General features: G+C 52.3%; 17 protein-coding genes and 1 pseudogene. 16 read left to right on the forward strand and 2 right to left on the reverse strand.

The features are described 5' to 3' along the window. Positions 1-34 precede the first annotated feature (34 nt). The 6 genes from pabC (at position 35) to ptsG (ending at position 6,013) form a co-directional block, all read left to right on the forward strand. Positions 35-850, forward strand: coding sequence for an aminodeoxychorismate lyase (pabC, locus tag WFO64_RS03675; protein WP_337009018.1), 816 nt, complete (start codon positions 35-37; stop codon positions 848-850). Then, positions 847-1,866 carry an endolytic transglycosylase MltG gene (gene mltG / locus WFO64_RS03680; protein ID WP_337009020.1) on the forward strand — a complete coding sequence of 340 codons (1,020 nt, stop codon included), beginning with the start codon at positions 847-849 and terminating at the stop codon, positions 1,864-1,866. Before pabC ends, mltG begins: the two co-directional genes overlap by 4 nt. After that, complete coding sequence (gene tmk, locus WFO64_RS03685; protein ID WP_337009022.1) at positions 1,856-2,488, forward strand: dTMP kinase; 633 nt, start codon at positions 1,856-1,858, stop codon at positions 2,486-2,488. The genes mltG and tmk overlap by 11 nt, the downstream gene beginning before the upstream one ends. After that, entirely contained in the window at positions 2,488-3,477 is a 990-nt protein-coding gene (holB, locus tag WFO64_RS03690) for a DNA polymerase III subunit delta' (RefSeq protein WP_337009499.1), read from the forward strand. Before tmk ends, holB begins: the two co-directional genes overlap by 1 nt. A gap of 18 nt (positions 3,478-3,495) precedes the next feature. Next, positions 3,496-4,287, forward strand: a complete 792-nt coding sequence (locus WFO64_RS03695) for a metal-dependent hydrolase (RefSeq protein ID WP_337009024.1) — start codon at positions 3,496-3,498, stop codon at positions 4,285-4,287. 289 nt (positions 4,288-4,576) lie between these two features. Continuing rightward, the gene (gene ptsG, locus WFO64_RS03700; protein ID WP_337009027.1) at positions 4,577-6,013 is read left to right on the forward strand and encodes a PTS glucose transporter subunit IIBC; all 1,437 of its coding nucleotides are present in this window, start codon (positions 4,577-4,579) and stop codon (positions 6,011-6,013) included. A 53-nt stretch (positions 6,014-6,066) separates the two neighbouring features. Here the strand turns inward: ptsG and bglB are convergent, their stop codons facing one another. Then, positions 6,067-7,206 carry a beta-galactosidase BglB gene (gene bglB / locus WFO64_RS03705; RefSeq protein WP_337009028.1) on the reverse strand — a complete coding sequence of 380 codons (1,140 nt, stop codon included), beginning with the start codon at positions 7,204-7,206 and terminating at the stop codon, positions 6,067-6,069. A 3-nt stretch (positions 7,207-7,209) separates the two neighbouring features. Beyond that, on the reverse strand, positions 7,210-8,808 hold the full coding sequence (locus WFO64_RS03710) for an MFS transporter (protein WP_337009030.1): 1,599 nt from the start codon (positions 8,806-8,808) through the stop codon (positions 7,210-7,212). Positions 8,809-9,167: 359 nt separating this feature from the next. On the opposite strand from WFO64_RS03710, the gene hinT reads away from it, so the two are divergent. From hinT to WFO64_RS03760, 10 genes and pseudogenes are all read left to right on the forward strand, one after another. Further along, on the forward strand, positions 9,168-9,518 hold the full coding sequence (gene hinT / locus WFO64_RS03715; RefSeq protein WP_337009031.1) for a purine nucleoside phosphoramidase: 351 nt from the start codon (positions 9,168-9,170) through the stop codon (positions 9,516-9,518). A 20-nt stretch (positions 9,519-9,538) separates the two neighbouring features. After that, positions 9,539-9,907, forward strand: a complete 369-nt coding sequence (locus WFO64_RS03720; protein WP_337009033.1) for a YcfL family protein — start codon at positions 9,539-9,541, stop codon at positions 9,905-9,907. A gap of 11 nt (positions 9,908-9,918) precedes the next feature. After that, a complete protein-coding gene (lpoB, locus tag WFO64_RS03725; protein WP_337009035.1) occupies positions 9,919-10,512 on the forward strand; it encodes a penicillin-binding protein activator LpoB in 594 nt (197 codons plus the stop codon). Positions 10,513-10,528: 16 nt separating this feature from the next. Further along, positions 10,529-11,311 carry a thiamine kinase gene (gene thiK / locus WFO64_RS03730; RefSeq protein WP_337009500.1) on the forward strand — a complete coding sequence of 261 codons (783 nt, stop codon included), beginning with the start codon at positions 10,529-10,531 and terminating at the stop codon, positions 11,309-11,311. A gap of 39 nt (positions 11,312-11,350) precedes the next feature. Beyond that, complete coding sequence (gene nagZ, locus WFO64_RS03735; protein WP_337009037.1) at positions 11,351-12,391, forward strand: beta-N-acetylhexosaminidase; 1,041 nt, start codon at positions 11,351-11,353, stop codon at positions 12,389-12,391. Between the two features lie 40 nt (positions 12,392-12,431). After that, on the forward strand, positions 12,432-12,974 hold the full coding sequence (gene ycfP, locus WFO64_RS03740) for an alpha/beta hydrolase YcfP (protein ID WP_337009039.1): 543 nt from the start codon (positions 12,432-12,434) through the stop codon (positions 12,972-12,974). 212 nt (positions 12,975-13,186) lie between these two features. Next, positions 13,187-14,491 carry an NAD(P)/FAD-dependent oxidoreductase gene (locus WFO64_RS03745; RefSeq protein ID WP_337009041.1) on the forward strand — a complete coding sequence of 435 codons (1,305 nt, stop codon included), beginning with the start codon at positions 13,187-13,189 and terminating at the stop codon, positions 14,489-14,491. Positions 14,492-14,985: 494 nt separating this feature from the next. Then, a pseudogene (locus WFO64_RS03750) lies at positions 14,986-15,481 on the forward strand (transposase); the annotation flags it as partial. A gap of 1,318 nt (positions 15,482-16,799) precedes the next feature. Continuing rightward, positions 16,800-17,468, forward strand: a complete 669-nt coding sequence (locus tag WFO64_RS03755; protein ID WP_337009043.1) for an ATP-dependent Clp protease proteolytic subunit — start codon at positions 16,800-16,802, stop codon at positions 17,466-17,468. A 457-nt stretch (positions 17,469-17,925) separates the two neighbouring features. Then, entirely contained in the window at positions 17,926-18,468 is a 543-nt protein-coding gene (locus WFO64_RS03760) for a glycine zipper 2TM domain-containing protein (protein ID WP_337009045.1), read from the forward strand. Positions 18,469-18,533: the final 65 nt, after the last annotated feature.

An 18,533-nucleotide genomic window follows, 5' to 3' on the forward strand; every position in this document is an offset into this window, starting at 1 on the left:
CGCTGAAATTATGAGTCACGCTCAGGAGAAAACGATGTTGATTAACGGATTCAAACAATCGACGCTGACCGCCAACGACCGCGGCCTGCAGTTTGGGGATGGCTGCTTTACCACCGCTGCCGTGCGTCAGGGTAAAATCGTGATGCTGGAGAGTCACATCCAGCGCCTCAGGGCGGGATGTGAGCGGTTATGGATCAGTGGTGTCGACTGGCATCAGCTTGAAACGGAGATGAAACAGGCTGCGCAGCAACAAACCCAGGCAGTGCTGAAAGTGATTATCAGCGCGGGCAGCGGAGGACGGGGCTACAGCCGGCGTGGCGGTGGTGAACCCACGCGGATCGTCTCGCTGGCGCCGTGTCCGCAACACTACGCCGGGTTACAACAGCGGGGTGCTTTACTCAGTCTCAGCCCGATTCGGCTGGCGCAAAACCCTCAGTTTGCCGGGATCAAGCACCTTAACCGTCTGGAGCAGGTGATGATCCGGGCTCATCTTGACCAGACAGACGCCGACGAGGCGCTGGTGCTTGACACTGAAGGTTGGGTGGTGGAATGCTGTGCGGCCAATTTATTCTGGCGACAGGGCACGCAGATTTTTACGCCTGATCTTTCAGCATCGGGCGTGGATGGCATTATGCGGCGGAGTCTGATGGCGCAACTTGCCGCCGCAGGACAGGCTTGCCAGGTGATAAAAAGCGAACCGGCGCAGCTGCTGGCCGCCGATGAAGTGGTGATATGTAACGCGCTGATGCCGGTTCTGCCGGTCCGACAGATAGAAGCGGTACGGTTTACTGAGCGTTCGCTGTTTAATCAGTTGCACGCAAGCTGTGAAAAGATAATGGACGCATCATGATTCTGAGCAAAAAAATTCTCGTCAGTCTGCTGGCGATTGTGGGTCTCGCTGCTGTGCTGAGTTACTGGCAGGTTAAACAGTTTGCGGCTACACCGTTAACCCTGCAGCAGGAAACGATCTTTACACTGCCTGCCGGCACTGGCCGGGTCGCACTTGAAGCGCAGCTGGAAGAGAAGAAGATCATTCCGCACACTTTCTGGTTTGGCGCGCTCCTGCGTCTGGAACCGGAACTGGCGACCTTCAAGGCGGGTACTTATCGCCTTGAGCCGACCATGACGGTTCGCTCGCTTTTACAGCTGCTGGCTAGTGGTAAAGAGGCGCAGTTCCCGGTGCGGTTCGTGGAGGGCCAGCGGTTGAAAGAGTGGCTGAGTGAGCTGCGTAAAGCGGCCTATATCCGGCACACCCTGAAAGATGATCAGTTCGTTACCCTTGCCAGCGCACTGAAAGTGCAGCCAGAGCAACTGGAGGGCAACTTCTTCCCGGACACCTATCTCTATACGGCGAACACCACCGATATGGCGCTGCTGCAGCGCGCTCATGATCGGATGAAAAAAACCATTGATGAGGTGTGGCAGGGACGGGCGGATAATCTGCCCTATAAAACCCCACAGGATCTGGTGACGATGGCCTCAATCATTGAAAAAGAGACCGGCGTCAGCGAAGAGCGCGCGCGCGTAGCCTCGGTGTTTATCAACCGCCTGCGCACCGGTATGCGGTTGCAAACCGATCCCACCGTAATCTACGGTATGGGTGACAGCTATAACGGCATGCTGACCCGCAAAGATCTTGAGACCGCCAGCGCTTACAATACCTATATGATTAACGGTCTGCCGCCGGGACCGATCGCCATGCCGGGTAAAGCCTCACTGCAGGCAGCGGCCCATCCCGAGAAAACCAACTATCTCTACTTTGTTGCGGACGGCAAGGGCGGACATACCTTTACCACTAATCTTGCCAGTCATAACAAGGCGGTGCAGGCCTACCGGCAGACGCTTAAGGAAAAAAATGAACAGTAAGTTTATCGTCATTGAAGGCCTGGAAGGTGCCGGAAAAACCACCGCGCGTGACGCTATCGTCGCCACTCTGCGCGCCCGTGGCATCAACGATCTGGTCTTTACCCGCGAGCCTGGTGGTACGCCGCTGGCTGAACAACTGCGGGTGCTGGTTAAGCAGGGTATTGAGGGTGATCAGGTTACGGATAAAGCGGAGCTGCTGATGCTCTATGCGGCGCGAGTTCAGCTGGTGGAAACAGTCATTAAACCAGCGCTGGCTTGTGGTTCCTGGGTGATCGGCGATCGTCACGATCTCTCCTCTCAGGCTTACCAGGGTGGCGGTCGTGGTCTTGACAGCAATATGATGAAGATGCTGCGCGATGCCGTCTTAGGCGATTTCCGTCCCGATCTGACGCTCTATCTTGATGTGACACCAGACATCGGTCTGCAGCGTGCCCGTGCGCGCGGTGAACTGGATCGCATTGAGCAGGAATCGCTACGCTTCTTTGAACGCACCCGCGCGCGCTATCTGGCGCTGGCAGCAGAAGATCCCACCATCATCACCATTGATGCCACACAATCGCTGACAGATGTGACCGCGTCACTTCAGGCGGCGCTGGATAACTGGCTGGCGGAGCAGGCGTGATGAACTGGTATCCGTGGCTAAATCAGCCTTACCGCCAGGTGATTCGCCAGCATCAGGAGAATCGCGCGCATCATGCGCTGCTAATCCAGGCGATGGCAGGCGTGGGCGATGAGGCGCTGGTCTGGGGGATGAGCCGCTGGCTGATGTGCCAGCGGCCGGATGGCCTGAAAAGTTGCGGACAGTGCCACGGTTGCCAGCTGATGCAGGCCAATACCCATCCTGACTGGTATCGGCTTGAGGCGGAGAAGGGCAAAAGCACCCTGGGCATCGATGCGGTGCGCCAGGTGACGGAAAAAATGTATCACTTTGGTCAGCAGGGCGGCGCAAAAGTGGTCTGGCTACCGGATGCCGCGCAGCTTTCAGAAGCGGCGGCCAATGCCTTACTGAAAACCCTGGAAGAGCCGCCAGCAAATAGCTGGTTCTTACTCAGCAGCCGAGATCCCTCACGCCTGCTGGCCACATTACGTAGTCGCTGCATGACGCTGCATCTGACGCCGCCCGACGAAGGACAAAGTCTGCTCTGGCTGAAGAAGCAGTCTTCGCACGATGAACAGATGCTGCTGGCCGCCCTGCGCCTGAGTGCGGGGGCACCCGGAGCAGCGCTGAGCCTGCTGGAAACCGGGCCGTGGCAGGCCAGGCAAAAACTCTGTGATGCGTTGCCCGCTGCCTTGCAGCAGGACATCCTGCAATTGTTGCCTGCGCTGAATGCTGACGATGCCGCAGCGCGTATCGGCTGGCTGCTTGCTTTGTTGCTGGACGCGATGAAATGGCAGCAAAATGCGGGCCAGTGGCTGAGTAATAGTGATCGTCAGGATGTGGTGCAGTTGCTGGCAGAATCCTTTTCAGCCAGCGCGCTCAACAGCAGCACCCAGGCGTGGATGCGCTGTCGCGAGCAGTTACTGCATGTGGCGTCAGTGAATCGCGAATTATTGCTGACCGATCAGCTTCTGAGCTGGGCGGATAAACAAAAGCCCGTGCTGGTTGGCTAAACCTATCTGAGAGTAATTATGTTTATTGTCGATTCCCATTGCCATCTTGATGGCCTGGATTATGAAAAGCACCATCGTGACCTTGATGATGTGATCGCCAAAGCGGCGGCACGTGATGTGAAATTTATGCTGGCCATCGCTACCACGCTGCCAGGTTTCCATACACTGAAAAGTCTGGTCGGCGATCGGAACAATATTGCGCTCTCCTGTGGTGTGCATCCGCTGAATCAGGAGGAGGTCTATGACGTCGATGAGTTTCGCCGGCTTTCTGCCGATCCCCGGGTGGTGGCGCTGGGTGAAACCGGGCTGGATTATCACTATCAGCCAGAAACGAAAGTTCAGCAGCAGCATTCGTTCCGGGAACATATCCGTACCGGTATCGCGCTGAACAAACCGATCATCGTCCATACCCGTGATGCACGCGAAGATACGCTGGCAATTCTGCGCGAAGAGCAGGTTGAACGTTGCGGCGGCGTGCTGCACTGCTTCACCGAGGATCAGCCCACCGCTGCCAAACTGCTGGATATGGGCTTCTATATCTCTTTTTCCGGTATCGTAACTTTCCGCAATGCCGAACAGATACGTGACGCTGCGCGTTATGTGCCGCTGGATCGGATGCTGGTTGAAACGGATTCGCCTTATCTGGCACCTGTGCCTTATCGCGGGAAAGAGAATCAGCCCGCTTATACGCGCGATGTTGCCGAATATCTGGCCGTTTTAAAAGGGGTTGATATGGAAACGCTGGCCGCCACCACTACCCAAAACTTCTCAACGCTGTTTCATATCCCGATGAGCCAGCTGGGTGCCTGACCGGCTTTTATTTCAGTCTCTGTAATTAATCTGTAACCAGCTTATATGACCCTGTTTTTTCAGACAGGGTCAGCTTTTTACCTTCGATTACTGGTGCGAATCAGCGAGTAATTTCGTAAAGTGCGCGCCGGTGATTGTCGAAACGTGATAGCCGTCAAAGTAACAAATTGGGATTTATTTTACCCTTCGTAATAAATCAAAAGGCGGTCACCGCCAGCCCGGCAAAGAATCCTCCCTCTTTGCCATGCGCACTGCGCAAATATGCACTCATACTCAGGAGCTTTACGCTATGTTCAAAAATGCTTTTGCCAACCTTCAAAAGGTCGGTAAATCGCTGATGCTGCCGGTATCGGTTCTGCCGATTGCCGGTATTTTGTTAGGGGTCGGTTCAGCCAATTTCAGCTGGTTACCTGCAGTGGTTTCGCATGTGATGGCAGAAGCGGGCGGATCGGTGTTCGCCAACATGCCGCTGATTTTCGCTATTGGTGTGGCGCTGGGCTTTACTAATAACGACGGCGTGTCGGCGCTGGCCGCGGTTGTCGCCTATGGCATCATGGTGAAAACCATGGCGGTAGTTGCACCGCTGGTGTTGCATCTTCCTGCGGCGGAGATCGAGGCTAAACACCTCGCTGATACCGGGGTGCTCGGCGGTATTATCGCCGGTTCCATCGCTGCTTACATGTTTAATCGCTTCTACCGCATCAAGCTGCCAGAATATCTGGGCTTCTTTGCCGGTAAGCGTTTTGTGCCGATTATTTCCGGTCTGGCAGCTATCATTCTCGGCGTACTGCTCTCCTTTATCTGGCCACCGATAGGTTCCGCGATTCAGGAATTCTCGCAGTGGGCAGCGTATCAAAACCCGGTTGTCGCCTTTGGTATTTATGGCGTAATTGAACGTGCGTTGGTGCCATTTGGTCTGCATCACATCTGGAACGTTCCTTTCCAGATGCAGATCGGTGAATACACCAATGCGGCAGGTCAGGTGTTCCACGGTGATATCCCGCGCTATATGGCGGGTGACCCGACCGCTGGTAAACTCTCTGGCGGCTTCCTGTTCAAAATGTACGGTCTGCCAGCGGCAGCGATTGCTATCTGGCATTCAGCGAAGCCTGAAAATCGCGCTAAAGTGGGCGGTATCATGATCTCCGCCGCGCTGACCGCATTCCTGACCGGTATCACCGAACCGATTGAATTCTCATTCATGTTCGTGGCACCCATCCTTTATGTGATCCATGCGCTGCTGGCGGGGCTGGCGTTCCCAATCTGCATCCTGCTGGGTATGCGTGATGGCACCAGCTTCTCACACGGTCTGATCGACTTTATCGTGCTGAGCGGCAACAGTAGCAAAATCTGGCTGTTCCCGATTGTCGGTATCATCTATGGCCTGATTTACTACACCGTATTCCGCGTACTGATCGCTAAGCTGGATCTGAAAACGCCTGGCCGTGAAGAGAGCAGCAGCAGCGAGCAATCTTCTGCGACCGGTTCAGAGATGGCGGGCAAACTGGTCGCGGCGTTTGGTGGGAAAGAGAACATCACTAACCTGGATGCCTGTATCACTCGCTTACGCGTCAGCGTTGCCGATGTAGCGAAAGTGGATCAGACTGAACTGAAAAACCTCGGCGCCCGTGGCGTAGTGGTAGCGGGTTCCGGTGTACAGGCGATTTTCGGTACGAAATCCGATAACCTGAAAACTGATATGGATGATTACATCCGCAGCATGTAATGATCTACAGAAATGAAGAAGCCCCGCTCAGCGGGGCTTTTTTTGGCCAGGCCTTACAGGTAAATGCGCAAATACTCTGTCAGACAGAGGAGTGCCATCGCCTGACCATAGGGCATTGAGGTCAGTGGAACAGTACGGTAGTAATCCAGGTCATTACCCATCGCAGTACCAAATGAGACCTGTTTCAGCTCACCATCATTATCAATATTGGCAATCACGCCGCGCAGCGCTTTTTCTGCCACCTCACGATACTCTGCGGGCAGATAACGCTTGCGAATCCCTTTCAGAATGCCATAGGCAAATCCTGCGGTGGCAGACGCTTCCGGGTAGCTGTGCGGATCATCGAGCAGGGTATGCCACAATCCACTGCTGTGCTGACAGGCCTTCAGCGCTTTAACCTGGCTCTCCAGCACCTGCTGCAGGAAACGGCGGGTAGCGTGATGCTCAGGCCAGTTCATCATCTCCAGGAAGTCGGGAATGACAATCGTTACCCAGCTGTTACCGCGCGCCCAGCGCGCATTAGCGAAGTTATGGCGACCGTCGAAGTTCCAGCCGTGAAACCATAAGCCGGTTTCGCGATCCATCAAATACTGAGTGTGCAGCAGGAACTGATAGCTCGCTTCCTCAACCCACTCATCGTGCTTCAGTAACTGACCAATTTTAGCCAGCGCCATTACGCTCATCATCAGCGTATCGTCCCAGAGCTGCTGCGTGTTTTCATTGTTATAGACAATGTGCTGCAGTCCGCCCTGTTCAGTGCGAGGCATCTCATACATGACCCATTCAGCCCAGCGCTCCAACACCGGCACCCAGGCCGGATTACCGGTCTCTTCGTAACGATAAGCCAGTGTCAGAAAGGGACACACGGTATTCACATTTTTGGTTGGCGTGCCTTCCGCCAGACGCTGTGTAAACCACTCATCAATGATCGCCAGCGTCTGCGGGTCACCGGTCTGCTGATAGTAGTGCAGCATGCCATACAGACCGATGCCATGTGTCCATTCCCAACCCGCCCAGCCTTTGGTATCAATCACCCGGCCATCGTCCAGCCGTAATAAAAATTCGCCTGTCTCATCGGTGATGTTAACCAGATTTTGCGTCAGCGTTTGAATCAGCTGTACCAGTTCGCTGCGCGGCAGCAAATGCTCAGGTTGGCACAATAACGTGCTGTGCTTAACGGGAAATACAGTCATGGTTTATTCCTGTCGTTTGAAGGTCGGGTTTAAAGAAGGAGTGATAGCGGGATGCGCGGAGAGTTTTTCCGGCGCTGACTTGTGACGATTAAGGAAGCCAATGTTGTTGTTGCCCCACAGATTTTCGTAAGGCATGCCCGCCAGCGTTTCAACAATCCTGCGCGCTTCCGGGGAGATGCCTTCCGGCACAATGCGGCCCGCCTCGCGCATCTTCAGCGTCTCCAGGCGCAGCACGGTATGGGTCTGCAGATTGAGCTTAAAGCGAAGTGACACGATAAAGCCGCAGGCCAGCACGGCCACAGTACCGATGCTCAGAATCGCCAGAATAGTGTGGCTGACGCCTGGAACCTGGACTGCCTGACCAGAGACAAAGCCGGAGAGCTGCAGCACGATACCGACCAGCATCACGGCGCCAGCCTGGGACGCCTTACGCGTCAGGGTCATGATGCCGGCAAAAATCCCTTCACGGCGCTGGCCGGTGATCACCTCATCCACATCGGCGATATAGGTATAAGTATTCCACGGCACATAGTTGATACCGCCACGTCCCAGGCCTGCCAGGGCAGAGATCACCAACAGTAGTGACATATTGTCGTTCATTCCGGCATACCACAATCCGGCATAGGAGAGCGCCGCCAGGCCAAAGAGTATGGCTACCATACGGTAGGCGGGCGCAGGTCCCATGCGGATGCAGAGCGGGATCATTGCCATCACGGCAATAAATTGCAGCACCGCCATGGTGCCCATCAGGCTGGAGGCAACCTGTGCGCTCTGCATCAGTACAAACACCACATACCAGGTAAAGACGGCATTAAACACATCCTGGGCGATATAGCCGCCGAGATACATGCCAAGGTGCTGGCGGAAGATACGGATGCGTAAGGTTGAGGCCAGCTCAACATAAAGCCGTTTGAGGTCTTGCATCAGCGTCAGCTGCTGCTTTTCCTGCTCTGCCCGGCGTGATTCGGCGGAAAAGTCATCGGGGTGACGCTCCCAGGTAAAGCACCACACCAGGGTCAGCACCAGCGCACAGATCACTGAGAACACCAGGCTGGCGTAGAAAAAGGAGAGAGGATTGTCTTTGCCAAGCAAGCCCAGCAGGATGCCAGGCAGAAAGGCGGCCATTATGGCCGACAGCTGTGCCAGGCCGATGCGGGCGCCGGAGAACCGGGTTTTCTGTTTAAAATCGTCGGTCATTTCCGGCACCAGCGTTTCATAAGGCACCAGGATCATGGTGTAGACCATATCAAACAGCAGGTAAGTGCAGAGATACCACCAGAAACTCATGTCGCTGATCCACATCAGGCTATAACTGAATACACAGGGTATGCCAAGCAGGATAAAAAATTTGCGGCGACCAAAACGTTTGCCCAGCCAGGTCGAGCCAAAATTGTCAGTAACAAAGCCCATCAGTGGGCTGACCACGGCATCGAGCACGCGGGCAGCGGCGAAGATCAGCGTGGCCTGAATCGGGGTTAATCCACAAAAGGTGGTGTAAAAGTAGAGCAACCAGGCAGCAGTCAGCGCCGTGGTGCCTGCTCCGAGAAAATCTCCGGAACCATAGGCCAGATAGTGACCAAGACCAATTTTACGCGAGCGCATTTCTGATGCTCCTTGATGTGATATGGCAGTGAATCCCTGATGACGCCGGACAGCGCACCCGGACTGATCAGCAAAGTAGAACTGACGGGGCGGCTAAACCTTCGCAATTTGGCTACCGCTGGAGATGAAGTGGCACTCAGACAAAGAAAAGGGTGGCGGAATTCTAATTTATAAAACAGCGTTTCATTTTGTGATTTGGCCGTTGCTTTGCCAGTATCAGGAACGGTGTAAGACTCACGGAGAGGGAGTGCTGCTGCAAAGGCAGGCGAACAATGCAAGAAAAGTGGTCCTGAGGTTGAAAGAAAACAAATTTCTCCCGCATACTGATCGATTACGACTCAGGCTAAAGGAATTGCATCATGGCTGAAGAAACCATTTTTAGTAAAATTATCCGTCGCGAAATCCCCGCTGATGTGGTTTATCAGGATGAGCTGGTCACCGCCTTCCGCGACATTTCGCCCAAAGCCCCGACGCATATTTTAATCGTGCCGAATGTGCTGATCCCAACCGTCAATGAGGTTGAAGCGGCGCATGAGCATGCGCTGGGTCGCATGTTCACCACCGCGGCGAAAATCGCCCGTCAGGAAGGCATCGATCAAGATGGTTATCGCCTGATTGTGAACTGCAACCAACATGGTGGACAGGAGGTTTATCACCTTCATATGCATCTGCTGGGCGGCGAACCGCTGGGCCCGATGCTCTCTGACTGACCTGATAACGGAAACGTGCTATGCGATCCTGGATGACTGGCCTGCCGATCCTGCTATGCCTGACGGGCTGTAGCGGTGATAAACCGATGATCAATACCTCACAGTCGCTGGTGATGGAGTCCTCTGTGCTGTCGGCGGGGATCTTTACCGATGAACCCAGGCTGGATGAGAACGATGGACTAAAGCGTGCCACCAGCGTGCTCTATAATCAGCGCGAAACACCGGTTATTGTGCACTATCGTTACTACTGGTATGACGATAAAGGTCTGGAAATTACGCCACAGGAACCGGCACAGACTGTCACCGTTCCGGCGCAGGGCAGCATTGTCGCCACCTCGCAACTGGGTAACCTGACTGCCAGCAAGGTTCGTCTTTATCTCTATCTTTAAGGATTTTCTACGTGATACGCAGTGTTAATCGTACCGGAGCGCTCCTGATGGCGCTCATTCTGACCGGCTGTGTAGTGAAACAGCAGCAGCCTGCACCGGTTGAACCGACTCAGCCTGTAGAGCCGGTTCAGCCTGTTCCGCAACCCGAGCCGGTGCCGCAGCCGCAGCCCGTGCCGCAGCCACCGAAACTGGTCACTATCAACTGGGATGCCAGTGTTCAGCCGCTGGTGGCACAGATGTTACAGGCCGCCAGTGCCGAGCCGGGCAGCGTGTTACTGGTCGATCGCATTAAAAACAGCACCAACGGTGCGCTGCAAAGCGAAAAAGCCACGGCGGCTATCCAGAATGCGCTGAATAACAACGGCAAATTCACCCTGGTCTCCGCCGATCAACTGGCACAAGCCAAGCAGACGCTGGGATTATCGCCAGATGACAGCCTGAACTCGCGCAGTAAAGCGATTGGCCTGGCGCGTAACGTTAACGCTCAGTATGTGCTCTACAGCAACGCGCGTGGCGATGTCAAAGCACCGACCCTGCAAATGCAGCTGATGCTGGTTCAGACCGGCGAGATCATCTGGTCCGGCAACGGCATTGCACAGCATTAATCCCGCTTTCCAGCGGATGATTCAGCAGGTCACCGGCGAACCAGAAAAGACATCCATTATCCCGCTGGCCGGTCTGACCGGACACAGCCAGAAGATTGTCAGCCCGCGTGGAGCCTTTATCGCCCGGGCGGCACCGCAACCGGCCATTCCGTTTGTGGATCGGCAGCGCGAATTCCGTCTGTTACGAAAATTGCGTGCCAGTGGACTGGCACCGCAGCCCGTGGCGGGCCATGGTCAGGGAATCGTGCTGACCTGGTGCGCAGGCGATGCGCTGGATGAACAACGCTTCAGCCAGCTGCGTCCGCAGATCGTGGCACTGTTGCGGCAGCTGCATCAGCAGCCGCTGACCGGCTATCGTCTGCAGTTGTTGCCGCTGTTATGGCGCTACTGGCAGATCACTCCACAGCGGCATCACCGCTGGCTGCGGGCGCTCAGGCGTCTGACGCAGCAGGGAGAACCCCAACCGATGAGGCTGGCACCGTTGCACATGGATCTGCATGCCGGGAATGTCATACAAGCAACCGGGAGGCTGCGTTTGATAGACTGGGAATATGCCGCTGACGGTGATGTGGCACTGGAGCTGGCGGCCGTCTGTGCCAGCGATCCTCAACACCAGACCGACTGGCTGGCAGAGTATGCCGCATTGATGCAGCTGCCACTTCCCGCGCTAATAGAGCAGGTCAGACGCTGGCAGCCCTGGCTGCGGTTACTGATGGCCAGCTGGTATCAGTTCCGTGCCGGCCAAGGTGACGACGAAACATTACAACAGATGGCTCGACAGAGCTGGGAACAGATTTAATCGCGTTACGCAGGTGCGCAACGCCACAGGATTCAGGTTATGAGATCACATTTACCCGGCCCTCTGATGCTTGACGTTGAGGGCTATGAACTGGATGGTGAAGAGCGCGACATCCTGCAGCATCCGCTGGTGGGCGGTTTAATTTTATTTGCCCGAAATTATCATGACCCGGCGCAGCTGGCAGAGCTGGTGCGGCAGGTCCGCGCCGCCTCTCACACCCGGCTGGTGGTTGCGGTGGATCAGGAGGGGGGGCGTGTCCAGCGTTTCCGTGACGGCTTCACCCAACTGCCCGCCATGCAATCCTTTGCCGCGCTGCACGATGCAGAGACAGCAGGTGAGAGGGCGCAGCAGGCGGGATGGCAGATGGCAGCCGAGATGATTGCCATGGATATCGATATCAGCTTTGCGCCGGTACTCGACATTGGTCATCTTAGCGCGGCGATTGGTGACCGCGCATTCCATGCCGACCCGACCATCGCCCTTGCCGTCGCCCGCCGCTTTATTGCGGGGATGCACGAGGCAGGCATGAAGACTACCGGGAAACATTTTCCCGGACATGGCGCGGTCAGCGCCGATTCGCACAAAGAGACGCCTCGCGATCCGCGTGACGAAAAAACGCTGCGTGAGCATGACATGGCGATCTTCAGCAGGCTAATTACCGAGCAGGCGCTGGATGCCATTATGCCCGCGCACGTCATCTACACCGACGTTGACCCGCTGCCTGCCAGTGGTTCGCCGTACTGGCTTAAAACCGTGTTGCGCGAGCAGCTTGACTTTAACGGCGTTATTTTCTCAGACGATCTTTCGATGGAGGGCGCCGCCGTGATGGGAAGCTATCCTGAGCGGGCGCAACAGTCGCTCTCCGCCGGTTGTGACATGATTCTGGTCTGCAATCAGCGTCAGGGCGCTATCAGTGTGCTGGATAACCTGATCCCGGTCGGGTCAGAGCGGGTTACGCAGTTGTATCATCAGGGCAGGTTTACCCGCGATGAACTGCAGGCGATGCATCGCTGGAAAAACAATACCCAGCAACTGAGGGCACTTCAGGAACGCTGGCTGGCTCATAAGGCGTCGTGGTAAGCAGTGACTGCCCGGCGCTATCACTACCTTGAGGATTATCATGATCATCTATCTGCACGGTTTTGATTCCAATAGTCCGGGCAATCACGAAAAAGTGCTGCAACTGCAATTTATCGATCCTGACGTCAGGTTGATCAGTTACAGCACCCGCCATCCTAAACATGATATGCAGTTTCTGCTGAAAGAGACCGATAAAATGCTGACGCTTTCCGACGACGACCGTCCGCTGATTTGCGGCGTCGGGCTTGGCGGCTTCTGGTCAGAGCGCATCGGCTTTTTGTGCGGTATCCGGCAGGCGATCTTCAATCCCAACCTCTGTCCCCAGGAGAACATGGAAGGGAAGATTGACCGGCCGGAGGAGTATCAGGATATCGCCACCAAATGTGTCAGCGATTTTCGCGAACGCAATCGTGACCGCTGTCTGACCTTTCTCTCCCGTCACGATGAAGCGCTCGACAGCCAGCGCATCGCTGACCAGCTGCATCCGTTTTATGAAATTGTCTGGGATGAGAGGGAAGGGCATAAGTTCAAAAATATATCCCCACATCTTCAGAGGATAAAAGCTTTTAAAACATTAGGTTAAGCAGCGAGGGCACCGTAAGGTGCCTGTTTTTATTACGTAATTATCTGAGTTTTATTTTCCCGCTTTGATGTATATCAATATTCTTATGTTCTGCTCTTCCCGCCATGCTATTCTCCCAGCAGATTGCGATTTTAACTTCGCCAACCCTATGTTTCTTAAGGTTTAATTTAACCTTCAGTTAACTTTTGGTTCACAATTTGAGGGGGTCTTTGTTGACTACGTCTGTTAAGAGAATTGTTATTGTCGGAGGGGGAGCGGGTGGCCTGGAAATGGCCACGCAGCTGGGCCATAAACTGGGTCGTAAAAAGAAGGCCGAGATTATCCTGGTCGATCGTAACCATAGCCATCTGTGGAAACCGCTGCTGCATGAAGTGGCGACCGGCTCAATGGACGAAGGCATTGATGCGCTGAGTTATCTGGCCCATGCCCGCAATCACGGTTTTGAGTTCCAGTTGGGTTCGCTGACCGATATCGATCGCAGTCGAAAAGTGATCCGCCTGGCCGAAGTACTGGATGCGCAGGGTGAAGTGCTGGTGCCACAACGTGAAGTGGCCTACGACCAGCTAGTGATGGCGCTGGGCAGCACCTCAAATGATTTCGGTACGCCGGGCGTCCAAGATCACTGCATCTTCCTGGATAACCCGCATCAGGCGCGTCGTTTCCATAATGAAATGCTCAACCTGTTCCTGAAATTCTCCGCAAGCGAAGGTAAGGTCGAGAAAGTCAATATTGCCATCGTTGGCGGTGGGGCAACGGGCGTTGAGCTGTCAGCAGAGTTGCATAACGCGGTAAAGCAGCTGCATAGCTACGGATTCAAAGGCCTGGGACGTGAAGCGCTGAATGTCACGCTGGTTGAAGCCGGTGAACGTATCCTGCCTGCACTGCCACCGCGTATTTCTGCAGCGGCACATCAGGAGCTGACCAAACTGGGCGTGCGCGTACTGACGCAGACCATGGTCACTAGCGCTGAGCGTAATGGACTCAATACCAAAGGCGGTGAGTTTATTGAAGCCGACCTGATGGTCTGGGCGGCGGGAATCAAAGCGCCTGACTTCCTGAAAGAGATTGGCGGACTGGAAACCAACCGCATCAATCAGTTGGTGGTTAAAGAGACGTTGCAAACCACGCTGGACGATGACATCTACGCGATTGGCGATTGCGCCTCCTGCGCCTTGCCGGGCGGCGGTTTTGTGCCACCACGTGCCCAGTCTGCGCATCAGATGGCCTCACGCGCCATGGACAACATCCTGGCGCAGCGTCACGACAAACCGCTGAAAGCTTATGTCTACAAAGATCATGGTTCGCTGGTATCACTCTCCCGCTTCAGTACCGTCGGCAGTCTGATGGGCAACCTGATGCGTGGTTCGATGATGGTGGAAGGGCGTATTGCTCGCTTTGTCTACATTTCACTCTATCGTATGCACCAGATCGCGCTGCACGGCTATTTTAAAACTGGCCTGATGATGCTGGTCGGCAGTATTAACCGGGTAATCCGTCCACGGCTTAAGCTCCACTAGGCAACAACAATAACTCTGGCTAATGCAAAGCCCCCTCGATTCGGAGGGGGCTTTTTTATGCCTGGACAGGCATTTGAAACTATTGTTGACGCACAACAGTGCTGAACCGGTTAAAGTAAAATGCATTCATAAGTCTGACCAAAGTGAAATTTTATGAGCATGGCACGGTGGCAGCAGGGTAGCGCCAGAAATAGGTGCCATTCATAATAGGCGGTTAATCGAAAGTTCATTGGTAATAAGCGGTAATTTTTTCAAATAACGAATTTGAGCACTTTAGCTCTGTTAACCCGGCTATAAACCTATTCACACGCACTGAGCGATTGGCTAACGCCTTGTTCATTTTTGGCTTAAAATGTCCGTATTAACACGCTGAGCTCATCCCGAATGTTTACCGGACGTAATAGCACCTTCATTCAGCTTAATTACTGATCAATATGGGTACGTTTAAACGGGCGTGGCCCCTCTGTTTTTTAAGCTTTAGTATAAGTTTCTCTATAGTAATTGTTCGTCACGGCGGCAGCGTGATGAACAAAGCCGTCTTCCTTGCGATGCGTATTAATACCGAAGGCCATAAAGAGCGGTTGGGCTGGTAACTGTCAGAAAACGAAGGCGCGAAGTTCAGGTTGATAGAAGAGGCTGCGCTGACGGCGTTGGATACGTTTGCAGGCATATCGCACGAAAAGTCCCCGCAAATCAGCAAAAGCTGGCGTGCGCACTGGGAAACCTACACCACAAACGCCATTTAATTACTGAACCGCGTGCTCCACCCAGTCAGCAAAAAGCGAAAGGTGTCCCCGACAGATGACTCGGTAAGAAAAGTTGTTTATCTGGCGATCCTGTCGGCGTCAAAAAATGAAGTATGCCGATTAGAACTGGCGACTGGAAATGTGTCGTTTCATTATGGAGTCCGGTGACCACCTGAACGATCACCTTGAATACCTGGCGGTTATACAGAATTATTTACAGAGTTCTTCCTTTGAATCAACATAAAAAACCTGCCAAATTGCATGGCGTGTTTACTTATTGATTATTATTTGTTTTGTTTTTGGTCTTATCTTAAATGGACTGTCAACGTAATGGGCCCTTGTCATTTATCCATCTGGGAAAATAATGCGGCTATGAGTGTGATGTTAATTAGCTTAGAATTTTTTTATGTTCTTTTAAGACAAGGCCTTACTAAAATATTAATTTATTAATGATTGTTAATAACGATCATTTAGTCAAATATAACTGCCCACATCTATTGAACGATCGGTAAAGATCGTTATTGACAATGTCTGGGTGTACTGCAAGAATATTTTCCATCCTTTCAATTATCACCAATCATCATACATAATTATTATATTTTGTTGGGGTAATCTCAGGGCCTGAAGTCATTAAGATCACAACGTTTCAGGTTGAGCCAGTTCTGCTTTAGTCAGGTCAGGCGCATTTTACAAAATCAGTACGTTTTTTTGCTGAATGATATAAATGAATGTTCTGTTTTTTCAACTTATGGATTGACGCATTTACATCAGGACATTAATAATGTGCAGGGTAATGATATCATTAACTATTAAATTCTTTATCATCATGCAGTTCCAACGAAAATGATAAGGTAAGTCAGGTAGCTCATTTCCCGCAGAAAAAATATCCGATATGTTTCATCCGAGCACACTATTAAAACAGAGAGTCATAATGTCTGGTGAGCAGCCTGATTGTTCAGAAAACCCGAACTTACCCGGCCAGTGCTAAAATAAGCGTCCCGGATACAGATACCTGCAGCCTTAGAAAGGGGAATTCGTTTATCTGCATAAAAATTACAGGGAAGAGTTACGCGGTTGGCTCCCGTTAAGGGGCTGAATAGGGAGCGGGTAGGGCCTTCTAACCACTAATTTTTTGGGTGCATATGGATATCGATAGGTAGGGCGTTTTTACTCTAACTTCTTTCCTCTTTACGTGGAATGTCTATGTTTATTGCCAGCACTTTCAATTGGTTAATGTCTGTTAAAACCAATATCCTTTCCAGGGTTTTGGCTTCTGTCAGGATATCAATTTTTTTTTGCGTGACCGTAAGCGGAAATATACTCTTTCTAACGATAGCAACCTCGCTTCATTTTTACCAGTGGTGACGTGTTTTTTACTATTTATTATTCTGGGTATTATTATTTATTATGGTGGGAATTTCATTAAAAATGCCCACTGGTATCAGTTTCTGAAAAATATGAAATGTTTTTTTATGTCATTATAGGGTAGTTAAGGTCTCTGCTCGAATGAATAGCCTGTCCCTATAACCTCTGTCTGTGACGATTAGCAAAAGGAAATTTGTATGAATATAAAAAATATTACCGCATTCCTGTTATTTATTTCGTTGGGTTCCTTTGCTGACATGCATTGGATTAAGAGCGATAAAGTAAATCCGGAAGAAGTTCAGCAGGCAAAAATAGTTTATTTTGGAGAGGTCAACGCACGGCAGGTAGCAGAACTGATATCAGCCATAGAAGAAATTAATAATGACTATCCGGCTACGAAATTAATCAGGCTCTACATAAGCAGTTTTGGAGGCAGTATGGAAAGTGCCTATCTTGCTATGCAGGCAGTCAAAGGTTCTGTCATCCCTGTAGAAACCATAAATGCCGGGATGATTGCTTCAGCAGCTACACTTATCTACTGCGGAGCTGATAAGCGATATACTTTTCCTCAATCCTCCTTCGTGCTTCACCCTTCTGCAGCGCCAAACCTTAAAACAGATTGGATTCGTCCAAATGATATCGACCTCATGAAAAAGGATGTTGATGATGGCAATAAGTTTTTCAGAAGCGCGTACAAAAAATGCACCTCTTTAAGCAGTGCCGAAATTGATAAAGTATTGTACAGCAATGACAGCGCCAGATACTTTTTAGCCAATGAAGCTAAAACCATTAAACTATCACAGGGTGAAATTTCGGGGATTACGCCTACGCCTGTATCATATTACATTACTGATGAAAAAAGCTGAGAGGTATCAGATGCTGAGGAATGCTATCAAAGCGGGTGGGTCGTAAATTAAAAAAGTTTTCCAGATATCACGATTTTTATAGAGTGATGGGGGTAAGTGAAAGGTATATCGCAATATTAAAAATCACTCCCCCCTTTTTTATCCGGCGATGCAATGATTTGGCTTTTTAATAGTAAGAGGATTGGCTAAGCCTGATAACGTTAGTGAACGGATAGTTAGCATTGCGAGGTGAAGTCCTGCATGAATAAATTCGATTAGTTCAGAACTCTCCTAAAAACTGGCCCTGATAGTTAAGTGACCGATTTCCTCCATTTATCTGATGTTGCAATTTCGGTCAATCTGTAAAACTTCATCCCAACGAACACGGCGAGTCGCGCACGTCGGTTATACCTCAGTTAATTATGAGGATGCTTTAACGGCAGGATTGCGCGGTAACACTTTTCAGGAGGAACTTCCTGTGAATAAATCAATGTTAGCGGGTATCGGTATTGGTGTGGCAGCAGCGCTGGGTGTCGCCGCCGTAGCGGGCATGAACGTGTTTGATCGCGGTCCACAATACGCTCAGGTACTGGCTGCAACGCCAATCAAAGAGAGCATCAGACAGCCACGTCAGGAGTGCCGTAATGTGACACTGACTCACCGTCGGGCCGTACAGGATGAAAACCGTCTTGCTGGCTCTGTATTAGGTGCAGTGGCGGGTGGTGTACTGGGCCATCAGTTTGGTGGCGGTCGCGGCAAAGATGTGGCGACAGTAGCAGGTGCGGTAGCGGGGGGTTATGCCGGTAATCAGGTCCAGGCAGGACTGCAGGATCGGGATACCTACACTACGACCGAACAGCGCTGCAAAACAGTCTATGACAGACAAGACAAAAAACTGGGATATGACGTGACCTATAAAATAGGTGATCAGCAGGGAAAAATCCGCATGGAAAATGATCCTGGCACGCGTATTCCACTGGATCGTAATGGTCAGCTGATTCTTAACGGCGATCAGGCGTAATTGGGCAAAGCTTTGCCGCGCTCGCGGCCACACAGCATGACGTAATGAAAAAGGCGCATCTCAGG

This window comes from Pantoea sp. AS142, from assembly GCF_037152305.1.
Lineage (GTDB): Bacteria > Pseudomonadota > Gammaproteobacteria > Enterobacterales > Enterobacteriaceae > Pantoea.